Annotated in this window: 19 protein-coding genes; 13 read left to right on the top strand and 6 right to left on the bottom strand. The window is 35.3% G+C overall.

The window, feature by feature from the left end:
• Window positions 1-163 precede the first annotated feature (163 nt).
• The 13 genes from dnaA (at window position 164) to OZP12_RS06340 (ending at window position 13,353) form a co-directional block, all read left to right on the top strand.
• Window positions 164-1,591 carry a chromosomal replication initiator protein DnaA gene (dnaA, locus tag OZP12_RS06400; protein WP_281228218.1) on the top strand — a complete coding sequence of 476 codons (1,428 nt, stop codon included), beginning with the start codon at window positions 164-166 and terminating at the stop codon, window positions 1,589-1,591.
• Between the two features lie 6 nt (window positions 1,592-1,597).
• A complete protein-coding gene (locus tag OZP12_RS06395; RefSeq protein WP_281228217.1) occupies window positions 1,598-2,065 on the top strand; it encodes a low molecular weight protein-tyrosine-phosphatase in 468 nt (155 codons plus the stop codon).
• Between the two features lie 47 nt (window positions 2,066-2,112).
• Window positions 2,113-2,835, top strand: a complete 723-nt coding sequence (locus tag OZP12_RS06390; RefSeq protein ID WP_281228216.1) for an SAM-dependent methyltransferase — start codon at window positions 2,113-2,115, stop codon at window positions 2,833-2,835.
• A 213-nt stretch (window positions 2,836-3,048) separates the two neighbouring features.
• Complete coding sequence (locus OZP12_RS06385; protein WP_281228215.1) at window positions 3,049-4,392, top strand: T9SS type A sorting domain-containing protein; 1,344 nt, start codon at window positions 3,049-3,051, stop codon at window positions 4,390-4,392.
• A 315-nt stretch (window positions 4,393-4,707) separates the two neighbouring features.
• Window positions 4,708-5,577 (top strand): tetratricopeptide repeat protein, encoded by an 870-nt coding sequence (locus OZP12_RS06380; protein WP_281228214.1) that lies wholly within the window; start codon window positions 4,708-4,710, stop codon window positions 5,575-5,577.
• A 126-nt stretch (window positions 5,578-5,703) separates the two neighbouring features.
• Window positions 5,704-6,831, top strand: a complete 1,128-nt coding sequence (locus tag OZP12_RS06375) for a methionine aminotransferase (RefSeq protein WP_281228213.1) — start codon at window positions 5,704-5,706, stop codon at window positions 6,829-6,831.
• A 108-nt stretch (window positions 6,832-6,939) separates the two neighbouring features.
• The gene (locus tag OZP12_RS06370; RefSeq protein WP_281228212.1) at window positions 6,940-7,821 is read left to right on the top strand and encodes an SDR family oxidoreductase; all 882 of its coding nucleotides are present in this window, start codon (window positions 6,940-6,942) and stop codon (window positions 7,819-7,821) included.
• A gap of 235 nt (window positions 7,822-8,056) precedes the next feature.
• A complete protein-coding gene (locus OZP12_RS06365; protein WP_281228211.1) occupies window positions 8,057-8,824 on the top strand; it encodes a ParA family protein in 768 nt (255 codons plus the stop codon).
• 4 nt (window positions 8,825-8,828) lie between these two features.
• Window positions 8,829-9,728, top strand: coding sequence for a ParB/RepB/Spo0J family partition protein (locus OZP12_RS06360; protein ID WP_281228210.1), 900 nt, complete (start codon window positions 8,829-8,831; stop codon window positions 9,726-9,728).
• Window positions 9,728-10,288 (top strand): DUF5683 domain-containing protein, encoded by a 561-nt coding sequence (locus tag OZP12_RS06355; protein WP_281228209.1) that lies wholly within the window; start codon window positions 9,728-9,730, stop codon window positions 10,286-10,288. The genes OZP12_RS06360 and OZP12_RS06355 overlap by 1 nt, the downstream gene beginning before the upstream one ends.
• Window positions 10,289-10,337: 49 nt before the next feature.
• The gene (gene dapB / locus OZP12_RS06350) at window positions 10,338-11,045 is read left to right on the top strand and encodes a 4-hydroxy-tetrahydrodipicolinate reductase (protein WP_281228208.1); all 708 of its coding nucleotides are present in this window, start codon (window positions 10,338-10,340) and stop codon (window positions 11,043-11,045) included.
• Window positions 11,046-11,103: 58 nt separating this feature from the next.
• Window positions 11,104-12,663, top strand: a complete 1,560-nt coding sequence (gene lepB, locus OZP12_RS06345; RefSeq protein ID WP_281228207.1) for a signal peptidase I — start codon at window positions 11,104-11,106, stop codon at window positions 12,661-12,663.
• A 66-nt stretch (window positions 12,664-12,729) separates the two neighbouring features.
• Window positions 12,730-13,353, top strand: coding sequence for a WbqC family protein (locus OZP12_RS06340; RefSeq protein ID WP_281228206.1), 624 nt, complete (start codon window positions 12,730-12,732; stop codon window positions 13,351-13,353).
• Window positions 13,354-13,427: 74 nt separating this feature from the next.
• Here OZP12_RS06340 and OZP12_RS06335 read toward each other — a convergent pair whose 3' ends face one another.
• The 6 genes from OZP12_RS06335 to OZP12_RS06310 all read right to left on the bottom strand — a co-directional run bounded on the left by OZP12_RS06335 (window position 13,428) and on the right by OZP12_RS06310 (window position 19,845).
• Window positions 13,428-14,474 carry an endonuclease/exonuclease/phosphatase family protein gene (locus OZP12_RS06335; RefSeq protein WP_281228205.1) on the bottom strand — a complete coding sequence of 349 codons (1,047 nt, stop codon included), beginning with the start codon at window positions 14,472-14,474 and terminating at the stop codon, window positions 13,428-13,430.
• A 71-nt stretch (window positions 14,475-14,545) separates the two neighbouring features.
• Window positions 14,546-15,406, bottom strand: a complete 861-nt coding sequence (locus OZP12_RS06330; protein ID WP_281228204.1) for a rhomboid family intramembrane serine protease — start codon at window positions 15,404-15,406, stop codon at window positions 14,546-14,548.
• A 62-nt stretch (window positions 15,407-15,468) separates the two neighbouring features.
• Window positions 15,469-16,227 (bottom strand): rhomboid family intramembrane serine protease, encoded by a 759-nt coding sequence (locus tag OZP12_RS06325; RefSeq protein ID WP_281228203.1) that lies wholly within the window; start codon window positions 16,225-16,227, stop codon window positions 15,469-15,471.
• A complete protein-coding gene (mutL, locus tag OZP12_RS06320) occupies window positions 16,224-18,143 on the bottom strand; it encodes a DNA mismatch repair endonuclease MutL (protein ID WP_281228202.1) in 1,920 nt (639 codons plus the stop codon). Before mutL ends, OZP12_RS06325 begins: the two co-directional genes overlap by 4 nt.
• A 244-nt stretch (window positions 18,144-18,387) precedes the next feature.
• Window positions 18,388-18,960: a 6,7-dimethyl-8-ribityllumazine synthase gene (gene ribH, locus OZP12_RS06315; RefSeq protein WP_281228201.1), complete on the bottom strand. Its 573-nt coding sequence runs from the start codon at window positions 18,958-18,960 to the stop codon at window positions 18,388-18,390.
• 108 nt (window positions 18,961-19,068) lie between these two features.
• Window positions 19,069-19,845, bottom strand: a complete 777-nt coding sequence (locus OZP12_RS06310) for a tetratricopeptide repeat protein (protein WP_281228200.1) — start codon at window positions 19,843-19,845, stop codon at window positions 19,069-19,071.
• Window positions 19,846-19,849: the final 4 nt, after the last annotated feature.

The following is a 19,849-nucleotide window of genomic DNA, read 5'->3' as shown; positions in this document are numbered from 1 at the left end:
AATTTTAAAACCCTCCTTACAACTTTTTTTTTGAAAAATTAAGACCTAAATATTTTTTTTTACAGATAATTGTTCACATATTTGTTATCCCGAAAAAAGATATTTTTTCACATCTTTTTTGTAAGACAATAAATACCCTGATAAAAATAATTTAACTAGATATATGAACAAGACTGCACAATCTGTATGGGAAAACTGTCTGTCCTTCATAAAGGACAACATTCAAGATCAAGCCTATAAAACTTGGTTCGAACCAATTAAATCAGTTGAGCTTACCGATAATGCATTATATATCCAAGTACCAAGTAAATTTTTCTACGAATGGCTAGAAGAGCACTATGTAAAATTATTAAAAGTAGCCCTAACCAAAGAACTTGGAAAAAATGCAAAGTTACTTTATAAAATCAAAATGGAAAACACTTATGGCAATAAACAACCGTTTACGGAACAATTGCCAAGTGCCAACAGAGCTCCAATGAAAGCACAAGAAGTGGACGCTCCATTCAAAAACTTAAATCCGGAATTAAAAAATCCATTTGTTATACCAGGAATTCGAAATTTAAAAATCGAATCCCAATTGAATCCTAATTATAGCTTTGACAATTTCCTTGAAGGAGATTCCAATAGACTAGCCCGTTCGGCAGGTATGGCAGTTGCCAATAAACCGGGCGGAACCTCATTCAACCCATTGTTGATTTTTGGTGGTGTTGGATTGGGAAAAACTCACTTAGCCCATGCTATTGGTGTTGAAATCAAAGACAAATATCCGGAGAAAACAGTTTTATATATTTCGGCCGAAATTTTCACCCAACAATATATCGACTCGGTTAAGAAAAACAACAGAAATGATTTCATTCATTTCTATCAATTAATCGACGTTTTAATCATTGACGATGTTCAATTCCTTTCGGGAAAATCAGGAACACAAGATGTATTTTTCCATATTTTCAATTATCTGCACCAAAACGGGAAACAGGTTATCCTTACTTCAGACAAGGCTCCTGTTGACATGCAGGATATTGAACAACGCTTATTGTCTCGTTTCAAATGGGGATTATCAGCTGAGTTACACCAACCGGATTACGAAACAAGAATTTCCATCTTGAAAAACATTCTATATCGTGATGGCGTTGAAATGCCGGAAGATATTATAGAATATGTTGCTCGTAACATTAAATCAAATGTTCGTGAACTTGAAGGCGCAATTATTTCATTGATTGCACAATCTTCTTTCAACAAAAAAGAAGTGACAATCGAGTTAGCCAAAAGTGTTGTAGAAAAATTTGTAAAAAACGTAAAGAGAGAAATATCAATCGATTACATTCAAAAAATTGTTTCCGATTATTTCCAATTGGATATAGAAACCCTACAATCCAAAACAAGAAAAAGACACGTTGTACAAGCAAGACAGCTAGCCATGTTTTTTGCTAAAAAATTCACCAAAGCCTCATTGGCCAATATAGGTTCACAAATCGGAGATCGAGATCACGCAACGGTATTACATGCCTGCAAAACAGTCGATAATTTGGTCGCAACCGACAAACAATTCAAAAAATACGTTGAAGATATCAACTCAAAATTAACGCTCTAAAAACAAATGTCCGTCAAAATTTTAATGGTTTGTCTAGGCAATATCTGTCGATCACCGTTGGCAGAAGGTATATTGGCCTCCAAACTTCCTAATGATAAATTCTTTGTAGATTCAGCAGGAACAGGTTCTTGGCACGTTGGTCACAGTCCGGACAGACGTTCAATAGCCACCGCCAAAAAAAACGGCTTAGACATTACCAACCAAAAAGGCAGACAATTCAGCAGAAGCGATTTTGATTCCTTCGACTACATTTTTGTAATGGACAGCAGCAATTTAAGAGATGTTATCCACCTTGCCCAAAACGATACCCAAAAAGAAAAAGTACAGCTAGTTCTGGACGCCATTTTCCCAAATGAAAATGTTGATGTCCCTGACCCATATTACGGAACAGCAAATGGATTCGATATGGTTTATCAAATGCTTGACGATGCCTGCGAAGTAATCGCACAAAGACTGATCGCCAAACATCGTTAAAAACCAACTCCGTTTTTATACCTTTGTAAAAATCGAAAACAGCTTAAATGAAATCAGCGCCGCTTCTTGGAAAATTATACCTAATCCCAACCACCATGGGCGAATGTGACCCAATGGACGTATTACCGCAAACCATAAAAAGATGCGTGGATTTAATCGATTACTATGTAGTTGAGAATGACAAAACCGCCCGAAAATCGATAAAACTTACCAATCCCGAGAAAAAACAATCTGAGTTAAAACTTTTTGTTCTCAACAAACACACCGAAACCCAAGACCATAAGGATTTCATCAAACCACTTCTTGAAGGTAAAAACATGGGATTAATGAGCGAAGCAGGTTGTCCAGGTGTGGCTGATCCCGGTGCCGCAATCGTAAAATTGGCACACGAAAAAGGAATTCAAGTCATTCCTCTTGTTGGCCCATCTTCCATATTATTAGCTATGATGGCATCAGGAATGAATGGCCAAAGCTTTACTTTCAATGGTTATTTACCTATCGAAAAGGACGAGAAAAAAGCCTGTTTAAAAAGTTTGGAGCGTATCTCTTTCGAAAAAAATCAATCTCAAATTTTTATCGAAACACCTTACCGCAACAACAAATTGCTTGAAGATTTAATCCAGACATTACATCCCGAAACCCATTTATGTATTGCTACCGATATAACTTTACCAACGGAATACATCAAAACAAAGAAAATATCGGCTTGGAAAAAAGAAACTGTTGATTTACACAAACGCCCTACCATTTTTATCATTCATAAGATGTAAAATATAATCACTGCTTTCAAAAGCAACCCATTCTGCCCCAAAAAAAATAATTCGATTTACTTTTTAAAGCTTTATCACCCCCTAACGTTACTCATTCTATATTCAACAGATTATTAAGTGCTTATTTTTAATGTAATCGATTGCATTAAAATGATTTTATTGTATATTGCGCTGATTTCAACCACGAATCTACAACCAAAAACCACTTATTAAATGAAAAAACTATTGCTTTTAACTGCCTTACTGAGCCTTTATAATGTTTCGGCTCAAAATTATTACATGTCTAGTCCACAAGGATTTGGCGCAAGCGCAACAGGCGCAGGAACACCAACCGCATCCAATACCGTTACAGTTGACACCTATACCAAATTAAAAGCAGCTCTTACATCTACTGCATCGTCCAATGCTGTGATTTTGGTTTCAGGAACAATTGACTGCGTCTATACAAGTGTGCAACTGAATAACAGAACCATTATAGGACTACCGGGAGCAAAACTTAGAAATCTACAAATAACTCCCGGAGATTCACCAACATCCGCTACTAATTCCGGAACCCTTTACATAAAATCCGGTTCAAACAATGTTATTATAAGAAATCTTATTTTCGAAGGTCCTGGTGCCTATGACGTTGACGGAAGAGACAATCTTACCAACGAAGGAACAAATATCTGGGTCGATCACTGCGAATTTCAGGACGGAATGGATGGAAATTTTGACAACAAAGGAACAGCCGATAACGTAACGGTTTCATGGTGTAAATTCACCTATCTAAAAGCACCAACAGCGGGAGGATCCGGAGGAACAGATGACCACCGATTTACAGATTTAGTAGGTTCAGGCGCAACAGATTTTCCTGCCGATGGCAATTATAGCATCACTTTCCAAAACTGTTACTGGGCGGAAGGCTGCAAAGAAAGGATGCCCCGAGCCCGAAATGCAGAATTACACATTCTTAACTGTTACTACAAAACCTCTGTAAGTGGATCTTTGGCGATCGGTTTAGGTGGTGGAAACAAAAACACTACTTGTTATGTCGAAAACTCCAACTTTGCAACAATTGGCACCGTTTATAAAGGTTATCCTACTGACGGAGGAACCGTTGGAATAGCATTTGATGGCTGTATCAATCAGACCAATTCAAATACCGGAATTTCAAAACCAACCTATACCTACACCCCATTGACAGCCACCGATGTAGCTACTTATATCCCAAATTCGACTTGTGGTGCTGGGGCTACTTTAAACGTTACAGATACCGGAGTGATGTCGACTTCTTGTACCAATTTAGGTCTCAATGACCAAACTTCGAACAAAAACATCAAAATGTATCCAACAGTTGTCGATACAATTTTAAACATTGAATTACCAAATACAGTTTCAGGAGATGCAACAATAAACATATATACATCTACTGGTGAAAAAGCTTATTCAATATCAAAAAAAACGAACCCTAACGAAAAGCTTACTATCAATGTTTCCAATTTACCCAAAGGGTTATACTTGTGCAATATCAAAATAGCCGATTTTTCGAATACTTGGAAATTCATAAAACATTAATTTATTCAAAAATTTATCCAAATAGCTTTTGAAATTTGGGCGTGCCACCATCCCAATTAAAAAGAGGTATCTTCTTTACGTTGATACCCCTTTTTATCGGGATGCTGTCGGGTCATCCGCTCCGTCGCGGCGGACTGCTACTACCCCTCACGCAAGTTCATATGAAGATTTGTGATACTTGAAAAGCTTTCTTTTTCGTAAGAACTTTTAAAGATTTCCCAAAAATAAATTCATTGATACATTTTTTTTTAATTTTGAAATCAAAGAAATTAAAATGCGATACACATGGCCTCCTTTTCTAAGTCAACAATAATTATGAAAACCTTCATTTTAGTTATAAGCTTTTTTGCAAGCATTTGTTGTGTAGCGCAAGACAAATTAAATTTCGATTCAAAACCTATCGATTGTGAAAATAAATGGATTGTCTTTCCATCTGACTCAAATGGCTCCTACAACTATGGCTTTGTATACATGGACACTGAAGCAGGTTTAACTTTCGATTTTGGTGGTTCATTCAAAATAAGTAATGATGGAAAATTTCTTATCACTCAAAAAGAAGATGGCAGGACTATGAAATTCAGATTACAGCCAAACAAATCATTAGTGGCAATTATTCCTGAATCTTATTTCGCCGAATTTCACATTTCGAAAACCCCTGATTGGCTCAAAGCATACGAAGAAGACGAAAACTCAACCGACAGATTATTCATATGGGGCAATACATATAACATCTGGAACGAATGTGCAAAAGGATTGACTTATCTAGAAAAAGTAAAAAAGATCGACCCAAATTACAAAGGACTTAAAACTGAGATTGCTTTTTCATACAATTGCTTAAAACAATATGGAAATGCTATTACTATTTTGAAAGAAGCGATTAAACAAAAACCTGACGATGCCTACGCCTACAAAGAATTACTTTATTCGCAAGTATATAACAATCAACTCCCTGATGCAATAAAAACCTATTACAAAATAGAAAAAGATATAACAGACAAAACTTATAAGTCTGAAAATGCATTCAATATTTTATGCGCATTCTACAATCAGAATAACTTACAAAAATTCAATGAGTGGATAAACTTTACTCAAGTTGACAAAGACAGTCGCTTTGGACCTTATGTTGAAAAATTAAAAACGGATTTGGAAAAGATAAATCAAAGACCTGCTAAAAAACATAATTAATTCTATTTGATATTCTCAAGAAATTATTTTGCAAAAAACTTTCATTGTCATTTAGAAAAATTGACATTAGCATAATATAGTTTTAAAAAACTACTTTTATGCTCCTGAAAAAATTCATCGATTAACATGAATAAATTACCAAACGTAACGACCAGCATCTTCACAACAATGACCAAAATGGCGACAGAATACAAAGCTATCAATCTTTCTCAGGGTTTTCCAAACTTTCCTGTTGACGAAAGACTGACGCAAATCGTTTCCAGACTGGCTTTTGAAGATGTCCACCAATACACCCCAATGGCAGGCTATCCGCCTTTACTCAATAAAATTCAAACATTAATAAAATCGTCATATAACCGCAACATCATTCCGGAAACTGAATTACTCGTCACAGCTGGAGCAACTCAAGCAATATTTACCACATTATTGGCATTGCTAAAGCCAGACGACGAGGTAATCATTCTAGATCCCAGTTATGATTGTTACGAAGCACCAATCCTTTTGAGCGAAGCAAAACCAATACGAGTGTCTCTTAACGATGATTACACGCCCAACTGGAATACGATTGCCAATGCATTTTCGGAGAAAACCAAAATGATTATCATCAATAATCCCCATAATCCAACAGGTAAAATCTTAAATGAATCTGATTTGGAAAATCTGGAAAGTCTTTTGGAAAAACACCCGGATGTACTTTTGCTTTCTGACGAAGTTTACGAATACATCACTTTTGAACAAAAACATATTTCGACTCACACCCGAACAAAACTGCTCGATCGCTGCATCACGGTTTCCTCATTCGGAAAATCATTTCATGTTACAGGATGGAAAATTGGTTACCTGATTGCACCAGAATACTTGATGAAAGAAATCAAAAAAGTGCACCAATTTTTGGTTTTTAGTGTCAATAGCATTTGTCAAGTTGCGGTTTCTGAATATTTAGGTTTGGTCGACATCAATGAAATCAGTCCTTTTTATCAGGAGAAAAGAGATTATTTCAGATCATTATTAAAAAACAGCCGATTCCAATTAATGCCTTGCGAAGGAACTTATTTCCAAGTGGTTTCGTATGCCGATATTTCGAATGAAAACGATGTGGATTTTTGTAAACGATTAATTACTGAATATGGTGTTGCAGCGATTCCGATCTCTAATTTTTATGCCGATGGAAAAGATTTAAAATTAATCCGTTTTTGTTTTGCCAAAGACAATGCCACTTTAGAGGAAGCAGCGAGAAGGTTGAGTCGAGTATAGATTCTAAGCTTTTAAGTCACTAAGTCCTCTAAAATCTTAGAATCTTAGCAACTTCATATGCATGCATATTATTTTCTTTTATTACATTTACATCCAAACAAATAAGTTATGAGTTATACTGATAAAATGTTAAGAGACGATGCTTTAAAAGGCAAAGTAATTGTAGTTACTGGAGGCGGAAGCGGTTTAGGTAAAGCGATGACTAAATATTTCTTGGAATTAGGTGCGAAAGTTGCCATTACTTCAAGGGATTTGGAAAAACTAAAAAACACTGCACAAGAACTGGAAACCGAAACAGGCGGTACTTGCCTACCCTTGCAATGTGACGTTCGCCATTATGAAGAAGTCGAAAACATGCTTCAGGCAGTCTTGAAAACTTTCGGAAAAGTGGATGTGCTATTAAATAATGCGGCTGGAAATTTCATCTCTCCAACCGAACGCTTATCGGCCAATGCTTTTGACACTATAATCGACATTGTTTTGAAAGGAACCAAAAACTGTACGCTTGCTTTCGGAAAACATTGGATAGATACCAAACAAACTTCGGCAACCGTTTTGAATATTGTCACAACTTATGCCTGGACAGGTTCCGCCTACGTTGTTCCAAGCGCTACTGCCAAAGCCGGAGTTCTCGCTATGACCAGAAGTCTTGCTGTGGAATGGGCAAAATACGGAATTCGAACCAATGCGATTGCCCCTGGACCATTCCCAACAAAAGGTGCTTGGGACCGATTATTACCAGGAGATTTGGCTGAGAAATTTGATATGTCGAAAAAAGTGCCTCTAAAAAGAGTTGGAGACCATCAGGAATTGGCGAATTTAGCCGCTTATTTAGTATCTGATTTTTCAGCTTACGTAAACGGCGAAGTGATTGTCATTGATGGTGGTGAATGGCTGAAAGGCGCTGGACAATTCAATTTATTGGAAGCTATTCCTGAAGAACTTTGGGATCAATTAGAAATGATGATTAAAGCAAAAAAAAGGAGTTAGCAACTTGCAGTTCTTTTGGTTAATCTCAATAAAAAATAACACAACTTAGACGATAAAAAGAGAACTATTCATACAGTTCTCTTTTTTTGGATATAATAAATAACAAAAAAGCAAAGAAACTACACTATTGTTAAGATAAATTAAGGCACGTGAAAACTATTTGTTTTTGTTAACAAAATAGATTTTCAAAACCCATAAATAATTGTATTTTTACCGTTCAAAATTTAGAAAATAAATGGGCAAAATCATAGCGATTGCGAATCAGAAAGGTGGAGTTGGAAAGACAACTACTTCGATTAACCTAGCTGCTGCGTTAGGAGTTTTAGAAAAAAAAGTATTATTGATAGATGCTGATCCTCAGGCAAATGCCACTTCAGGATTAGGAATTGATGTCGAAACAGTCGAAATTGGAACCTATCAAATTCTCGAACATAGTCATACTCCAACGGAGGCTACGATAAAATCTTCCTCTCCAAATGTAAATGTAATTCCTGCGCATATTGACCTTGTTGCGATTGAAATTGAACTTGTCGATAAAGAAAACAGAGAATACATGCTTAAAACTGCGTTGGAAAGCGTAAAAGAGCAATACGATTACATCTTGATTGATTGCGCACCATCTCTTGGACTTCTGACCTTGAATGCCTTAACGGCTGCGGATTCGGTAGTTATTCCAATTCAATGTGAGTATTTTGCGTTAGAAGGTTTGGGTAAATTATTGAATACGATAAAAAGTATCCAAAAAATCCACAATCCTGATTTGGACATTGAAGGCTTATTACTAACCATGTTTGATTCCAGATTGCGTTTGTCAAACCAAGTAGTAGAAGAGGTTCAAAAACATTTTAACGATATGGTTTTTGAAACCGTGATACAAAGGAATGTAAAATTGAGCGAGGCACCGAGTTTTGGAGAAAGCATCATAAACTATGATGCTACCAGCAAAGGAGCGGTAAATTACATCCACTTAGCTCAAGAAATTATAAAGAAAAACAGTAAATAGTTGTATGTCAAAAGCAATAAAAAAACAAGCCTTAGGAAGAGGTTTATCTGCATTATTAAAAGATCCTGAAAACGATATTCAATCAGTTGAAGATAAAAATGCAGATAAAGTTGTAGGAAATATTATAGAGCTTGAAATTGATGCTATCGAAATAAATCCGTTTCAGCCCCGAAGCAATTTCAACGAGGAATCATTACGTGAATTAGCCACTTCCATCAAGGAATTAGGCGTAATTCAACCTATTACTGTTCGTAAATTAGACTTCAACAAATACCAATTAATTTCTGGGGAGCGTCGTTTACGTGCCTCCACTTTGATCGGACTTACAACAGTTCCTGCATACATCCGTATTGCAAACGATAACGAGTCTTTGGTAATGGCGTTGGTTGAAAACATCCAGCGTCATGACTTAGATCCAATAGAAATTGCGCTTTCATACCAACGTTTGATTGATGAAATTCAATTGACTCAGGAGCAAATGAGTGAAAGAGTTGGTAAAAAACGCTCAACTATCTCTAATTACCTGCGTCTTTTAAAATTAGACCCAATCATTCAAACCGGGATCCGTGACGGCTTTATCAGTATGGGACATGGACGTGCCATCATCAATATTGAAGATCACGATGTTCAAACTGATATCTACCAAAAAATCGTAAGCCAAAACCTTTCGGTAAGAGAAACGGAGACTTTGGTAAAAAATTATCATGATAGTCTAAAACCAAAACCAGTAATCCCAACAAAATCGGCTTCTTTTGAAATAAATGATGAAGATGTAAAAACTTTCAACAAATATTTTGGAACAAAAATTGATGTAAAAGTTGCCGGAAATGGAAAAGGAAAAATCACCATCCCTTTCCATTCTGAAGAAGACTTTAATAGAATTGTAAAATTAATAGAAGGGTAGTGAATAAAATCATATCCATAGGGCTATTGCTTTTTCTTATAGGAAACGCTTCGGTTTTTGCACAAGCAAAAACCGAAGCTGTTTTAAAGCCAAAAGATACTTTAAAATCGATTGACATAGACCCTTTGACTCCTGCAAAAGCCGCATTTTATTCGGCTATATTACCGGGCTTAGGCCAGGCATACAATAAAAAATACTGGAAGATTCCACTAGTATATGGTGCTATTGGAACCAGTTTATATTTCTACACTGACAACAAAAAAAAATACAACGAATATCGAGACGCCTACAAAAGCCGTTTAGCGGGAAATCCGGACCCTACTTACGCCTATCTTTCTGATAAACAATTAATTTCTGCTCAGGAATTTTACCAAAGAAATTATTCGTTATCGGGACTTTTTGTGATTGGATTCTATGTACTAAACATAATAGATGCCAATGTCGATGCGGCTTTAATACAATTTAATGTTAATCAAAGTTTATCAGTGAAACCAGAAATAAGCCCAGACACTGTAACATTAAAATCAAATTTGGGACTAACCATTAATTATCGCTTTTAGACTCGGATATTATTCGTTTCTTTTAAAAAAAATAAAAAATAAAATACAGATGAAAATTGCACTTTTAGGATACGGAAAAATGGGACAGGTAATTGAAAGAATTGCTGTAGAAAGAGGACACGAAATTGTTTTGAAAAAAGACGAATTCAATACTTATGACGGACTTTCATCTGCCGATGTTGCTATCGATTTTAGCGTACCAACAGCTGCAGTTGATAATATTTCAAACTGTTTTCATGCTAATGTTCCAGTGGTTTCCGGAACAACTGGATGGCTAGAGCATTATGATGAAATGATTGCACTTTGTAAAGAAAAAAATGGAGGGTTCATTTCCAGCTCTAACTTTAGTCTTGGAGTGAATTTATTTTTTGAATTCAACGAATATTTGGCCAAAATCATGGCTCCATTTGATCACTACAAAGTAGATATGGAAGAAATACACCATGACCAAAAACTAGATGCCCCAAGCGGAACCGCTATTTCATTGGCCAAAGGTATTATCGAAAATAGTAATTATACTGGTTGGACACTGGACACTCCAAAAGAAAACGAAATCCACATTAAAGCAGTGAGAGTAGGAACTGTTCCGGGAACTCACACCGTAACCTACAATTCTGCTGTAGATTCTATCGAAATAAAACATACGGCCCACAACCGTGAAGGTTTTGCCTTAGGTGCCGTAATCGCAGCAGAATGGCTTGCCGGGAAAAAAGGTATTTTTTCAATGAAAGATGTTTTGAATTTAAGTTCAAAATAAAATTTCCAAACCCAAATAGAGACTTAATCTAAAATCTAATAGTTTAAATTTTAAAATTATGACACAATTTCACTGGTTCGTATTTTTCTTGGCCGTTCAGGTTATTCATTTCTTAGGAACATGGAAATTATATGAAAGCGCAGGAAGAAAACGTTGGGAAGCTGCAATTCCAGTTTATAATGCGATTGTTTTGATGAAAATAATCGGAAGGCCAACTTGGTGGACACTTTTACTATTTATTCCAATCATTAACTTGATTATGTTTCCGGTTATTTGGGTTGAAACCATCCGCAGTTTTGGAAAAAAAACCAAATTAGATACAATCCTTGTAATTGCAACTTTAGGCTTTTACATCTATTATCTTAATTACACACAGACTTTAAATCACGAATCTGATAGAAGTTTAAGTCCAGACCATAAAGCAGCTGACACTGTTAGTTCATTACTTTTTGCGATAATTGTCGCTACTATTGTTCACACTTATTTCATTCAGCCTTATACCATTCCTACTTCTTCATTAGAAAAATCCTTACTGGTTGGAGACTTTTTATTTGTAAGCAAAATGAACTATGGAGCAAGAGTCCCAATGACCACTGTAGCTATGCCAATGGTACACGATACCATTCCATTAACTAAAAAGAAATCGTACCTTACTTGGCCTCAGTTGCCTTATTTCAGACTTCCTGGCATCCAAAATATCAAACGATGCGATATAGTTGTATTTAACTGGCCCGCAGACACCGTTTATAAATTCAGAGATCGCTCTGGACAAAGAGTTGACAAACCGATAGACAAAAAATCAAACTATGTAAAACGCTGCGTGGGTATTCCCGGCGATAGTTTATCAATAAAAGATGGACTGGTTTATATTAATGGAAAAGAATTGATTTTACCTGAACGTGCAAAACCACAGTACTCATACAACGTAGTTTTGGATGGTAAAACACCTATTGATTTTGAATATCTTTTCAAAGATATGGACATTACTGATGGTGCCGGTTTCTTAAACCAACAAACAAAAGATACTTTGTTCATAAGTGCTCTAACGGCTGCCAACGCAGAGAGGTTCAAAAATGTTCCTGGAGTTAAAGCAGTTGACAGAATTATTTCCAAAGGCGTTGAAGATGGTATTTTCCCTCATATCAACAAATGGAACAGAGATAATTTTGGGCCAATTTACATCCCGCAAAAAGGCAAAACAGTTGCTTTAAATCTTCAAACTTTACCTTTCTACAAAACCATCATAACCGATTATGAGAATAATGATTTAAAAGTAAATGGTAATGAAATAAGAATTAACGGTAAAGTAGCCACGACCTACACTTTTGGTCAAGACTATTACTGGATGATGGGAGATAACCGCCACAACTCTGAAGATAGCCGCTATTGGGGTTATGTTCCGGAAAACCACATTGTTGGAAAACCAATTTTTATTTGGATGAGTATCGACGGTATTAATGGCCCTAAGAGTGGCTGGAAAATTCGTTGGGAGAGAGTATTCACAACAGTTGACGGCGAAGGACAACCACAATCATACTTTAAATACTTCCTAATTGCCCTTGCTGCCTTTTTTGTTGGTGAATATTTTTGGAAAAAAAGAAAAGCTAAAAATGCTTAAAAGTTTATATTGTTTATAAGGTTTAGTTTAAAAAATTAAACCTTATAAGCTCTAATCTTCAAAATAATGAAAATTCTAATACATCCCTCCTATTTCCCTTCCATAAGCCATTTTGTGGCCATGGCGCAATCAGACAGTATTACGTTTGAAATGGAGGATAATTTTCAGAAACAAACCAATCGTAATCGGACTTATATTTATAGCCCAAATGGAGTTCAGTTATTGAATATTCCTGTAAAACATTCCAATTTAGCACATCAAAAAACAAAAGATATTAAAATTGAATCAGAATTTGATTGGCAAAAGCAACATTTCAAATCACTAGAAGCCGCTTACCGTAGTTCTCCTTTCTTTGAGTATTTTGAAGATGATTTGCTTCCTTTTTTCCAAAAGAAACATACTTTTTTGATGGATCTAAATTTTGAGGCTTTTGAATTAACTTGCAAATGTCTACGCATGAAATTGCAGTTTGACACTACAGCAGAATATTTCCACAATATTGAAGATCCTCAAATTTCTGATTTTAGATATTTGGTAAACGGGAAAAAAGACCTTTCGGTTTTTGAGAACTATCCTCAGGTCTTTGATGATAAATTCGGTTTTTTGAACAATTTAAGCGTTCTTGACTTATTGTTTAATGAAGGAAAATTTGCTGTGGATTATTTAAAAAATCAAGTTCTCATCAAATAAATTTAAAACGATATAAACCTAAAAACCCATCACTAGAATTAGTAATGGGTTTTATTTTTTTCTTAAAAGTAAACTTATTTCATGGACAATTTTGCCATAATTGGAAAATGATCTGAATTTTGAAATTCTGAAAAACTTTGGAACTGTTTCACTTCCATCGTTTCATCTGCAAAAATATAATCAATCCGGGCAGGATAATACTTAAACTTATAGGTAGCTCCAAAACCTACTCCTGCTTCCTCAAAACTGTCTTTCAGTTTTCCTTTTATGTTTCGATACACATAAGAAAAAGCACTGTTATTCATGTCTCCACAAATAATAATTGGGTATTTACAATCCTTTTCATGCTCCTTAAATATAGCAGCTTGTTCCTGTTGCTGCGTAAAAGCTTTACTAATACGAATAAAAAGAAACTTGGATTTTTGTTGGTCAATAGCATCGATATTTTCCGAAATTTCGTTGACATCCGGAGAAATTTTTATGGATTGCAAATGCATATTATACACTCGAATGATATCTTTTCCTTTCTTAATATCAGCGTAAACCACGTTGTTATTAGAGTTCGGAAACACAATATTTCCGTGTTCAATAATAGGAAACTTTGAAAAGATGGCCTGACCTGTTTTAATTTGATTCCCCTCCATCAAAACAAATTTATAGGGATACACTTTTAGATCAATATCGGCAGAATTCGAGAACTCTTGTATACATAATATGTCCGGATTTTGAGTATTTATAAACTCTAAAATTGTATCGGGAATATCGTCTCGATCTAACCATTTAAAGACGTTAAACAATCTTACGTTATAACTCATAACTGTAAAATCCTTGTCGCTTTCCTGAAATTCTTTGGCTGAAAATTTATAAAATTTATTAAAAAAAGTGATCCCAATCAATAGGACAAGCCCTGATAAAATCATTCTTTTTTTAAACTGAATTGCCCAATACAAAAAGAACAACCCATTTGCCAAAAAAAACAAAGGCATAAATAAAGTGAAAACCGACAATAGCGGAAATATTTTTGGTGCCAAAAAAGGAAGTAAATAGGCAATGAATGTCAGCGCGATAAGCACCAAATTCAAAAAATACATTACTTTATTAAACCATGAAAGGTTCCTCATATTTATTTGATGTATTCAAACTTTTAATCAAAAGTTTATGTTTTACACTTCAATAATCAGATAAAAATAAACTATTTTCCGGCTTGAAACAAGAATTCTTTTTCCTCTTGGGTCAAACTTTCGTAACCAGACTGACTGATTTTGTCCAAAATCTCATCGATTTGCTGTTGTTTTTTATCTTTCACAACAATTCTTGAAATCGGTTTTTCTACTGGTTTTTTATAATTTTTATGTACTTTTTTGAAAGGGGTTCCAGGCTTTCTGAAGATATTAAAAAAGAAATCCAAAACGATACTTACTATCTTGCTTAAATCAGTTCCGTTTTGAAGCAATTTAACATAGATAAACCCAAAAAAAGCTCCTGCTAAATGAGATATGTGTCCGCCCGAATTTTCTAATCGGAATTGCATTAAATCCAAAATAAGAATTACCGCTGTTATGTGCCATAATTTTACATTCCCAAACAAAAACAACCGAACCCCCATCAATGGGCTGTAAGTTGTTGCCGCCACCAAAATAGCCATTATTGCCGCTGAAGCCCCTACTATTGCACCGCTATAATGCAATAAATTAAAGCCCAAGGCGAATATCAATCCTGCAAAAATGGCACTTAAAAGATACAGCCCCAAATACTGTTTGGAAGAGAAAAAAGTCAAGAATAAGTAGCTGGCAAAATTCAACACCATCATATTAAACAGCAAGTGAAAAAAGCCATCATGAAAAAAAGCATACGTCAAAAATGTCCATGGTTTCAATCCAAAAACCATTGGCTCAGATGATAAGGCAATCCAATTAGGAAATTCAAAAACTCCAGTCTTAAATTGATAGAAAAACGCCAACGAAACCAAAAAACAACCTATATTCCAATAGATCATTTTTAAGGCGATTCCTCCCAATTTATATTGCATTTTCAGATCTTCTAAGATGCTCATATTTAGATATAACAGTTATGTTTTGTCAATAGTATAATTTTCTCTTTCGAAATTTAGAAAATTTAATTCCAACGGCGATCATTGAATTGATTTTTCTTCCAGTACCACATCATTAAATAACCTACCAGCGCTCCTCCAAGGTGCGCAAAATGGGCAATTCCGCTTGAACCACCAAATATAGAACCTCCGGAAACTCCCAAATACAAATCAACCAACAGTAATCCAGGAACAAAATATTTTGCTTTAATTGGAATCGGAATAAACATCAAAGCCAATTCAGCATTAGGAAACATAAATGCAAAAGCCACCAATAACCCATAAATAGCTCCTGATGCTCCTACAACATTTCCTAAATAGGCTCCAATAAACCCTTGAAAATCGGAAACAGTCAATAATTCTTGCCAGCGAGTATCAATTTTTCCTTCACCTAATAGCTTTAATATTTCTGCTTTTTGATAACCATTTTGCATTAAAATATTTATCCCATTTTCAAAAAAATAATAATTCACCGCAGTGTGTAATAAAGCAGCTCCCACACCACAAGAAATATAAAAAAACAAAAACTTTTTACCTCCCCAAAAATGTTCCAGTGCAGAACCAAATGAATACAAAGCAAACATATTGAAAGCAATATGCATGATATTTGGCAATGGTGCATGCATGAACATGTGCGTAAAAATTTGCCAAAAATGAAAATCGGGATTCTCAAAAAAATACATTGAAAGTATTTTGTAGGCAGGCTCACCAACGAACATGGAGCCAATATAAAACAATATATTTATAATTAATAACTGCTTTACAGTAGGTGTGATACTCATCATAATGCAAACTTTTTATCTAAATCTTCCACACTCATTGTGATGAAAGTTGGTTTTTGAAATGGTGAAACATTTGGGTCTTTACAGGCAAAAAGACCATTTACTAAATTTTCCTGTTCTTTTTCGGTTAAATACGCCCCAGTTTTTACAGCCAAACTTTTAGCCATCGATTTGGCAATCGTATCATTCTGACTGAAACTATTTTCTGGGATTCCGTTATGCAAATCACTCAACAACTGATCCAAAACGACTACAACTTCACTCTCTGTAATATTCACCGGAATACCCGAAATCACAACATAATCTTTATTCGATTCCTCAAAAACAAATCCAGTGTTGATTAACGATTGCTCTAACTCTGCAATAAGTTCCATTTCGGTCGCTGAATAAAACAGATTAATAGGGAACAGCAATTGTTGACTTGCTGCGTGATGCACTGTCATATTTACCAAAAATTGCTCATACAAAACACGTTGATGCGCCCTGTTTTGATCGACAATAACCATCCCCGATTTAATAGGCGACACTATATATTTTTTATGGATTTGATACGTTTTATGAACCGTTTGCTCTACTTCTTCATCATCAAACAAAGACGAAGTTACTTCTTCATTTTCAAAAGAAAATTCATTGTTCTCAAATGTAAAGCCATTGTTGTTACCCGAAACAAATTCAGTATCACCCGTAATCACTTCGGTATCCTGTTTCACTCCAACATACAAACTCTCCCAACTGGCCGTTGGTTCTGTTTTTTTATACGAAGAAGATGAAGAAAAAGAAGATGAGGACAAACTTTTAACAGGTTTATCTTCGGCAAAAGGGTTAAATGTGCGGTCAACCTGAATTGTTGGCATTTCTGCTTCCAAATTTTTATAATGGTAAGGCGTATCCAAATTAGCATCACGCTCAAAATCCAAAACAGGAGCCACATTAAATTGTCCCAAACTGTGCTTAATCGAAGCTCTCAGAATAGCGTACATTGCACTCTCATTATCAAACTTGATTTCAGTTTTTGTAGGGTGAATATTGATATCAATCGTATTTGGCGGAACCGTTAAATACAAATAATAACTAGGTTGAGAACCCTCTTTCAAAATCCCCTCATAGGCAGCCATAACCGCGTGATGCAAATACGGACTCTTTATGAAACGGTCATTGACAAAGAAAAACTGCTCTCCTCTATTCTTTTTGGCAAATTCAGGCTTACTTACAAAACCTTGAATTTGCATCATCTCCGTATCCTCGGTAACAGGAACCAATTTTTCATTGGTTTTTCCACCAAAAAAATTAACAATTCGCTGTCTTAGAGTTGACGGAGGCAAATTATACATATCACTACCATTATGGTAAAATGAAAAATGAATTTTAGGATGTGCCAAGGCCACACGTTGAAATTCGTCAATAATATGACGGTATTCCACTGTATCTGATTTCAGGAAATTACGTCGGGCCGGTATATTAAAAAATAAGTTTTTAACGGCAAATGAAGTCCCCTTGGGCAAAACCGCTACATCTTGGGACATAAATTTACTCCCTTCAATAACGATGTGAGTTCCTAATTCCTCTTGCTCCAATTTGGTTTTCAATTCCATATGAGCAATCGCCGCAATAGAGGCTAATGCTTCCCCACGAAACCCCTTGGTATGAAGTGAAAATAAATCTTCCGCTTGTCTAATCTTCGAAGTAGCATGACGCTCAAAACACAAGCGCGCATCAGTAACATTCATTCCTGATCCATTATCAATCACTTGAACCAATGATTTTCCCGCATCTTTTATGATTAATTTAATGTCGGTTGCTTTTGCATCCACAGCATTTTCCAACAGCTCTTTCACTACCGAAGCAGGCCTTTGCACCACTTCTCCAGCGGCAATCTGATTGGCAACATGATCTGGAAGCAATTGAATTATACTCGACATTGAAAAATTTTAGATTTAGGTTTTATAGGTTTCGGTTTAAATTAAAACCAAAGGACGACAAATTTAAGAAATTTCCATTCGGTTTCACCCTTTTGACAATCATAAAAAAAACAAAAAAACTGCTAACTTTTATAAACAACTTTTCGTCAATACTATACAGAGTTGAACTTTTAAAAGATAAAATCATAAAAAAACCTATCCCATTCAATGAACAGGATAGGCTCTTGAAATTTTAAAATTTTTCTTATTCTTCTATTTGCAGAGGATTATTTTCTATTCGCAAAGCACCTTGAGACAACAAATGTTGATCATCTATTCTGTGTGTCAACGAAGCTTGCTGACGAATATAAGCCATTTTTATAGCCGCAATAGCCGCTTCAGTACCTTTGTTCCCGTGAATACCACCACTTCTATCAATCGATTGCTGCATAGTATTATCTGTCAATACACAGAAAATTACCGGAATATCAGTTTGAACATTCAAATCTTTAATCCCTTGAGTCACTCCTTCACATACAAAATCAAAATGTTTTGTTTGCCCCTGAATCACGCAACCAATAGCGATTACAGCATCTACATTTTGAGTTTGCAACATTTTTTTTGAACCATAAATCAGTTCAAAACTTCCTGGAACATTCCAACGAATAATGTTATGGGCAAAAACTTCATTTTCCAACAATGCAGCCAGTGCGCCATTATAAAGCCCTTCTGTGATGTTATCATTCCATTCTGAAACAACAATCCCAAAGCGAAAGTCTTTCGCGTTTGGGACTGAGTTTTTATCGTAATCCGATAAATTTTTATTTTCGGTAGCCATTTAATTTTAGATTTTAGTCCCGATAGCTATCGGGATAGATTTCAGATATAAAGTTATAATTTTTGAAATCAAAAATCAACAATCTCAAACCAACAATTTTAAATCTTTTTATTGCGCCAAACCTATCAAACCATCTACTGTAGCAGCTTCTGGCGAATTTTCATACTCTTCTTTAATTTGAGTAAAGTATTTCAAAGCATCTGCTTTATTTCCTAAACTCAAAGCAACTTTACCTGCTTTCATCAAGAAACGTGGCGTTGTAAAATCATTTTTACTAGCTTCGAAAGCCTTAATATAGTTTTCCAAAGCCTCTTTTGGTTGATTTTTTTGAGAATAAGCATCACCAATAGCTCCTTTTGCCAAAGCTCCTAACATGACATCATTTGAACTGAATTTACCTAAATAACTGATTGCTTCATCATATTTACCTGTATTCAAGTAAGCAATTCCCGCATAATAGTTAGCCAAATTTCCAGCAGCAGTTCCAGAATATTCATCGGCAATTTTTACAAAACCAAATTTACCTTCGGAACCATTCAATGACAATTTGTATAATGAATCACTTGCAACACCGTTAACTGCTTTCTCAAAATTAGATTGTGCCACAAACATTTCACTTGCTGCATCTTCCTCTTTAGGATTTGCAATAAATTTTTGATAAGCAAAATACCCAACAGTTACCAACGTAATAGCACCAACAACCCCAATTATAATTTTCTGATTCTTAGCAACCCAGTCTTCTGTTTTAGAAGCTGTCTCATCTAATTTTGAAAAAACCTCAGCCGTAGCGCTGTCTTTTTCGTCAATCATTACATTTTCAACTGCATCGTCTTTTACTTCCTTTTCTTTTGGTGTCTTATATCCTCTTTTACTGTAAGTAGCCATTTAA

This window comes from Flavobacterium aquiphilum (assembly GCF_027111335.1).
In the GTDB taxonomy this organism is placed as follows: domain Bacteria; phylum Bacteroidota; class Bacteroidia; order Flavobacteriales; family Flavobacteriaceae; genus Flavobacterium; species Flavobacterium aquiphilum.
Note: the sequence above shows the minus strand (reverse complement) of the source record. Positions and strands in the feature narration are given on the sequence as shown.

Excerpts from the sequence above, each read along its gene's own strand:
- OZP12_RS06385 (WP_281228215.1), top strand. The coding sequence starts at position 3,049 with ATGAAAAAACTATTGCTTTTAACTGCCTTACTGAGCCTTTATAATGTT.
- OZP12_RS06340 (WP_281228206.1), top strand. The coding sequence starts at position 12,730 with ATGAAAATTCTAATACATCCCTCCTATTTCCCTTCCATAAGCCATTTT.
- OZP12_RS06390 (WP_281228216.1), top strand. The coding sequence starts at position 2,113 with ATGAAATCAGCGCCGCTTCTTGGAAAATTATACCTAATCCCAACCACC.
- OZP12_RS06360 (WP_281228210.1), top strand. The coding sequence starts at position 8,829 with ATGTCAAAAGCAATAAAAAAACAAGCCTTAGGAAGAGGTTTATCTGCA.
- dapB (WP_281228208.1), top strand. The coding sequence starts at position 10,338 with ATGAAAATTGCACTTTTAGGATACGGAAAAATGGGACAGGTAATTGAA.
- dnaA (WP_281228218.1), top strand. The coding sequence starts at position 164 with ATGAACAAGACTGCACAATCTGTATGGGAAAACTGTCTGTCCTTCATA.
- OZP12_RS06335 (WP_281228205.1), bottom strand. The coding sequence starts at position 14,474 with ATGAGGAACCTTTCATGGTTTAATAAAGTAATGTATTTTTTGAATTTG.
- OZP12_RS06330 (WP_281228204.1), bottom strand. The coding sequence starts at position 15,406 with ATGAGCATCTTAGAAGATCTGAAAATGCAATATAAATTGGGAGGAATC.
- OZP12_RS06310 (WP_281228200.1), bottom strand. The coding sequence starts at position 19,845 with ATGGCTACTTACAGTAAAAGAGGATATAAGACACCAAAAGAAAAGGAA.
- mutL (WP_281228202.1), bottom strand. The coding sequence starts at position 18,143 with ATGTCGAGTATAATTCAATTGCTTCCAGATCATGTTGCCAATCAGATT.
- OZP12_RS06375 (WP_281228213.1), top strand. The coding sequence starts at position 5,704 with ATGAATAAATTACCAAACGTAACGACCAGCATCTTCACAACAATGACC.
- OZP12_RS06395 (WP_281228217.1), top strand. The coding sequence starts at position 1,598 with ATGTCCGTCAAAATTTTAATGGTTTGTCTAGGCAATATCTGTCGATCA.
- OZP12_RS06325 (WP_281228203.1), bottom strand. The coding sequence starts at position 16,227 with ATGATGAGTATCACACCTACTGTAAAGCAGTTATTAATTATAAATATA.
- ribH (WP_281228201.1), bottom strand. The coding sequence starts at position 18,960 with ATGGCTACCGAAAATAAAAATTTATCGGATTACGATAAAAACTCAGTC.
- OZP12_RS06370 (WP_281228212.1), top strand. The coding sequence starts at position 6,940 with ATGAGTTATACTGATAAAATGTTAAGAGACGATGCTTTAAAAGGCAAA.
- OZP12_RS06380 (WP_281228214.1), top strand. The coding sequence starts at position 4,708 with ATGAAAACCTTCATTTTAGTTATAAGCTTTTTTGCAAGCATTTGTTGT.
- lepB (WP_281228207.1), top strand. The coding sequence starts at position 11,104 with ATGACACAATTTCACTGGTTCGTATTTTTCTTGGCCGTTCAGGTTATT.
- OZP12_RS06365 (WP_281228211.1), top strand. The coding sequence starts at position 8,057 with ATGGGCAAAATCATAGCGATTGCGAATCAGAAAGGTGGAGTTGGAAAG.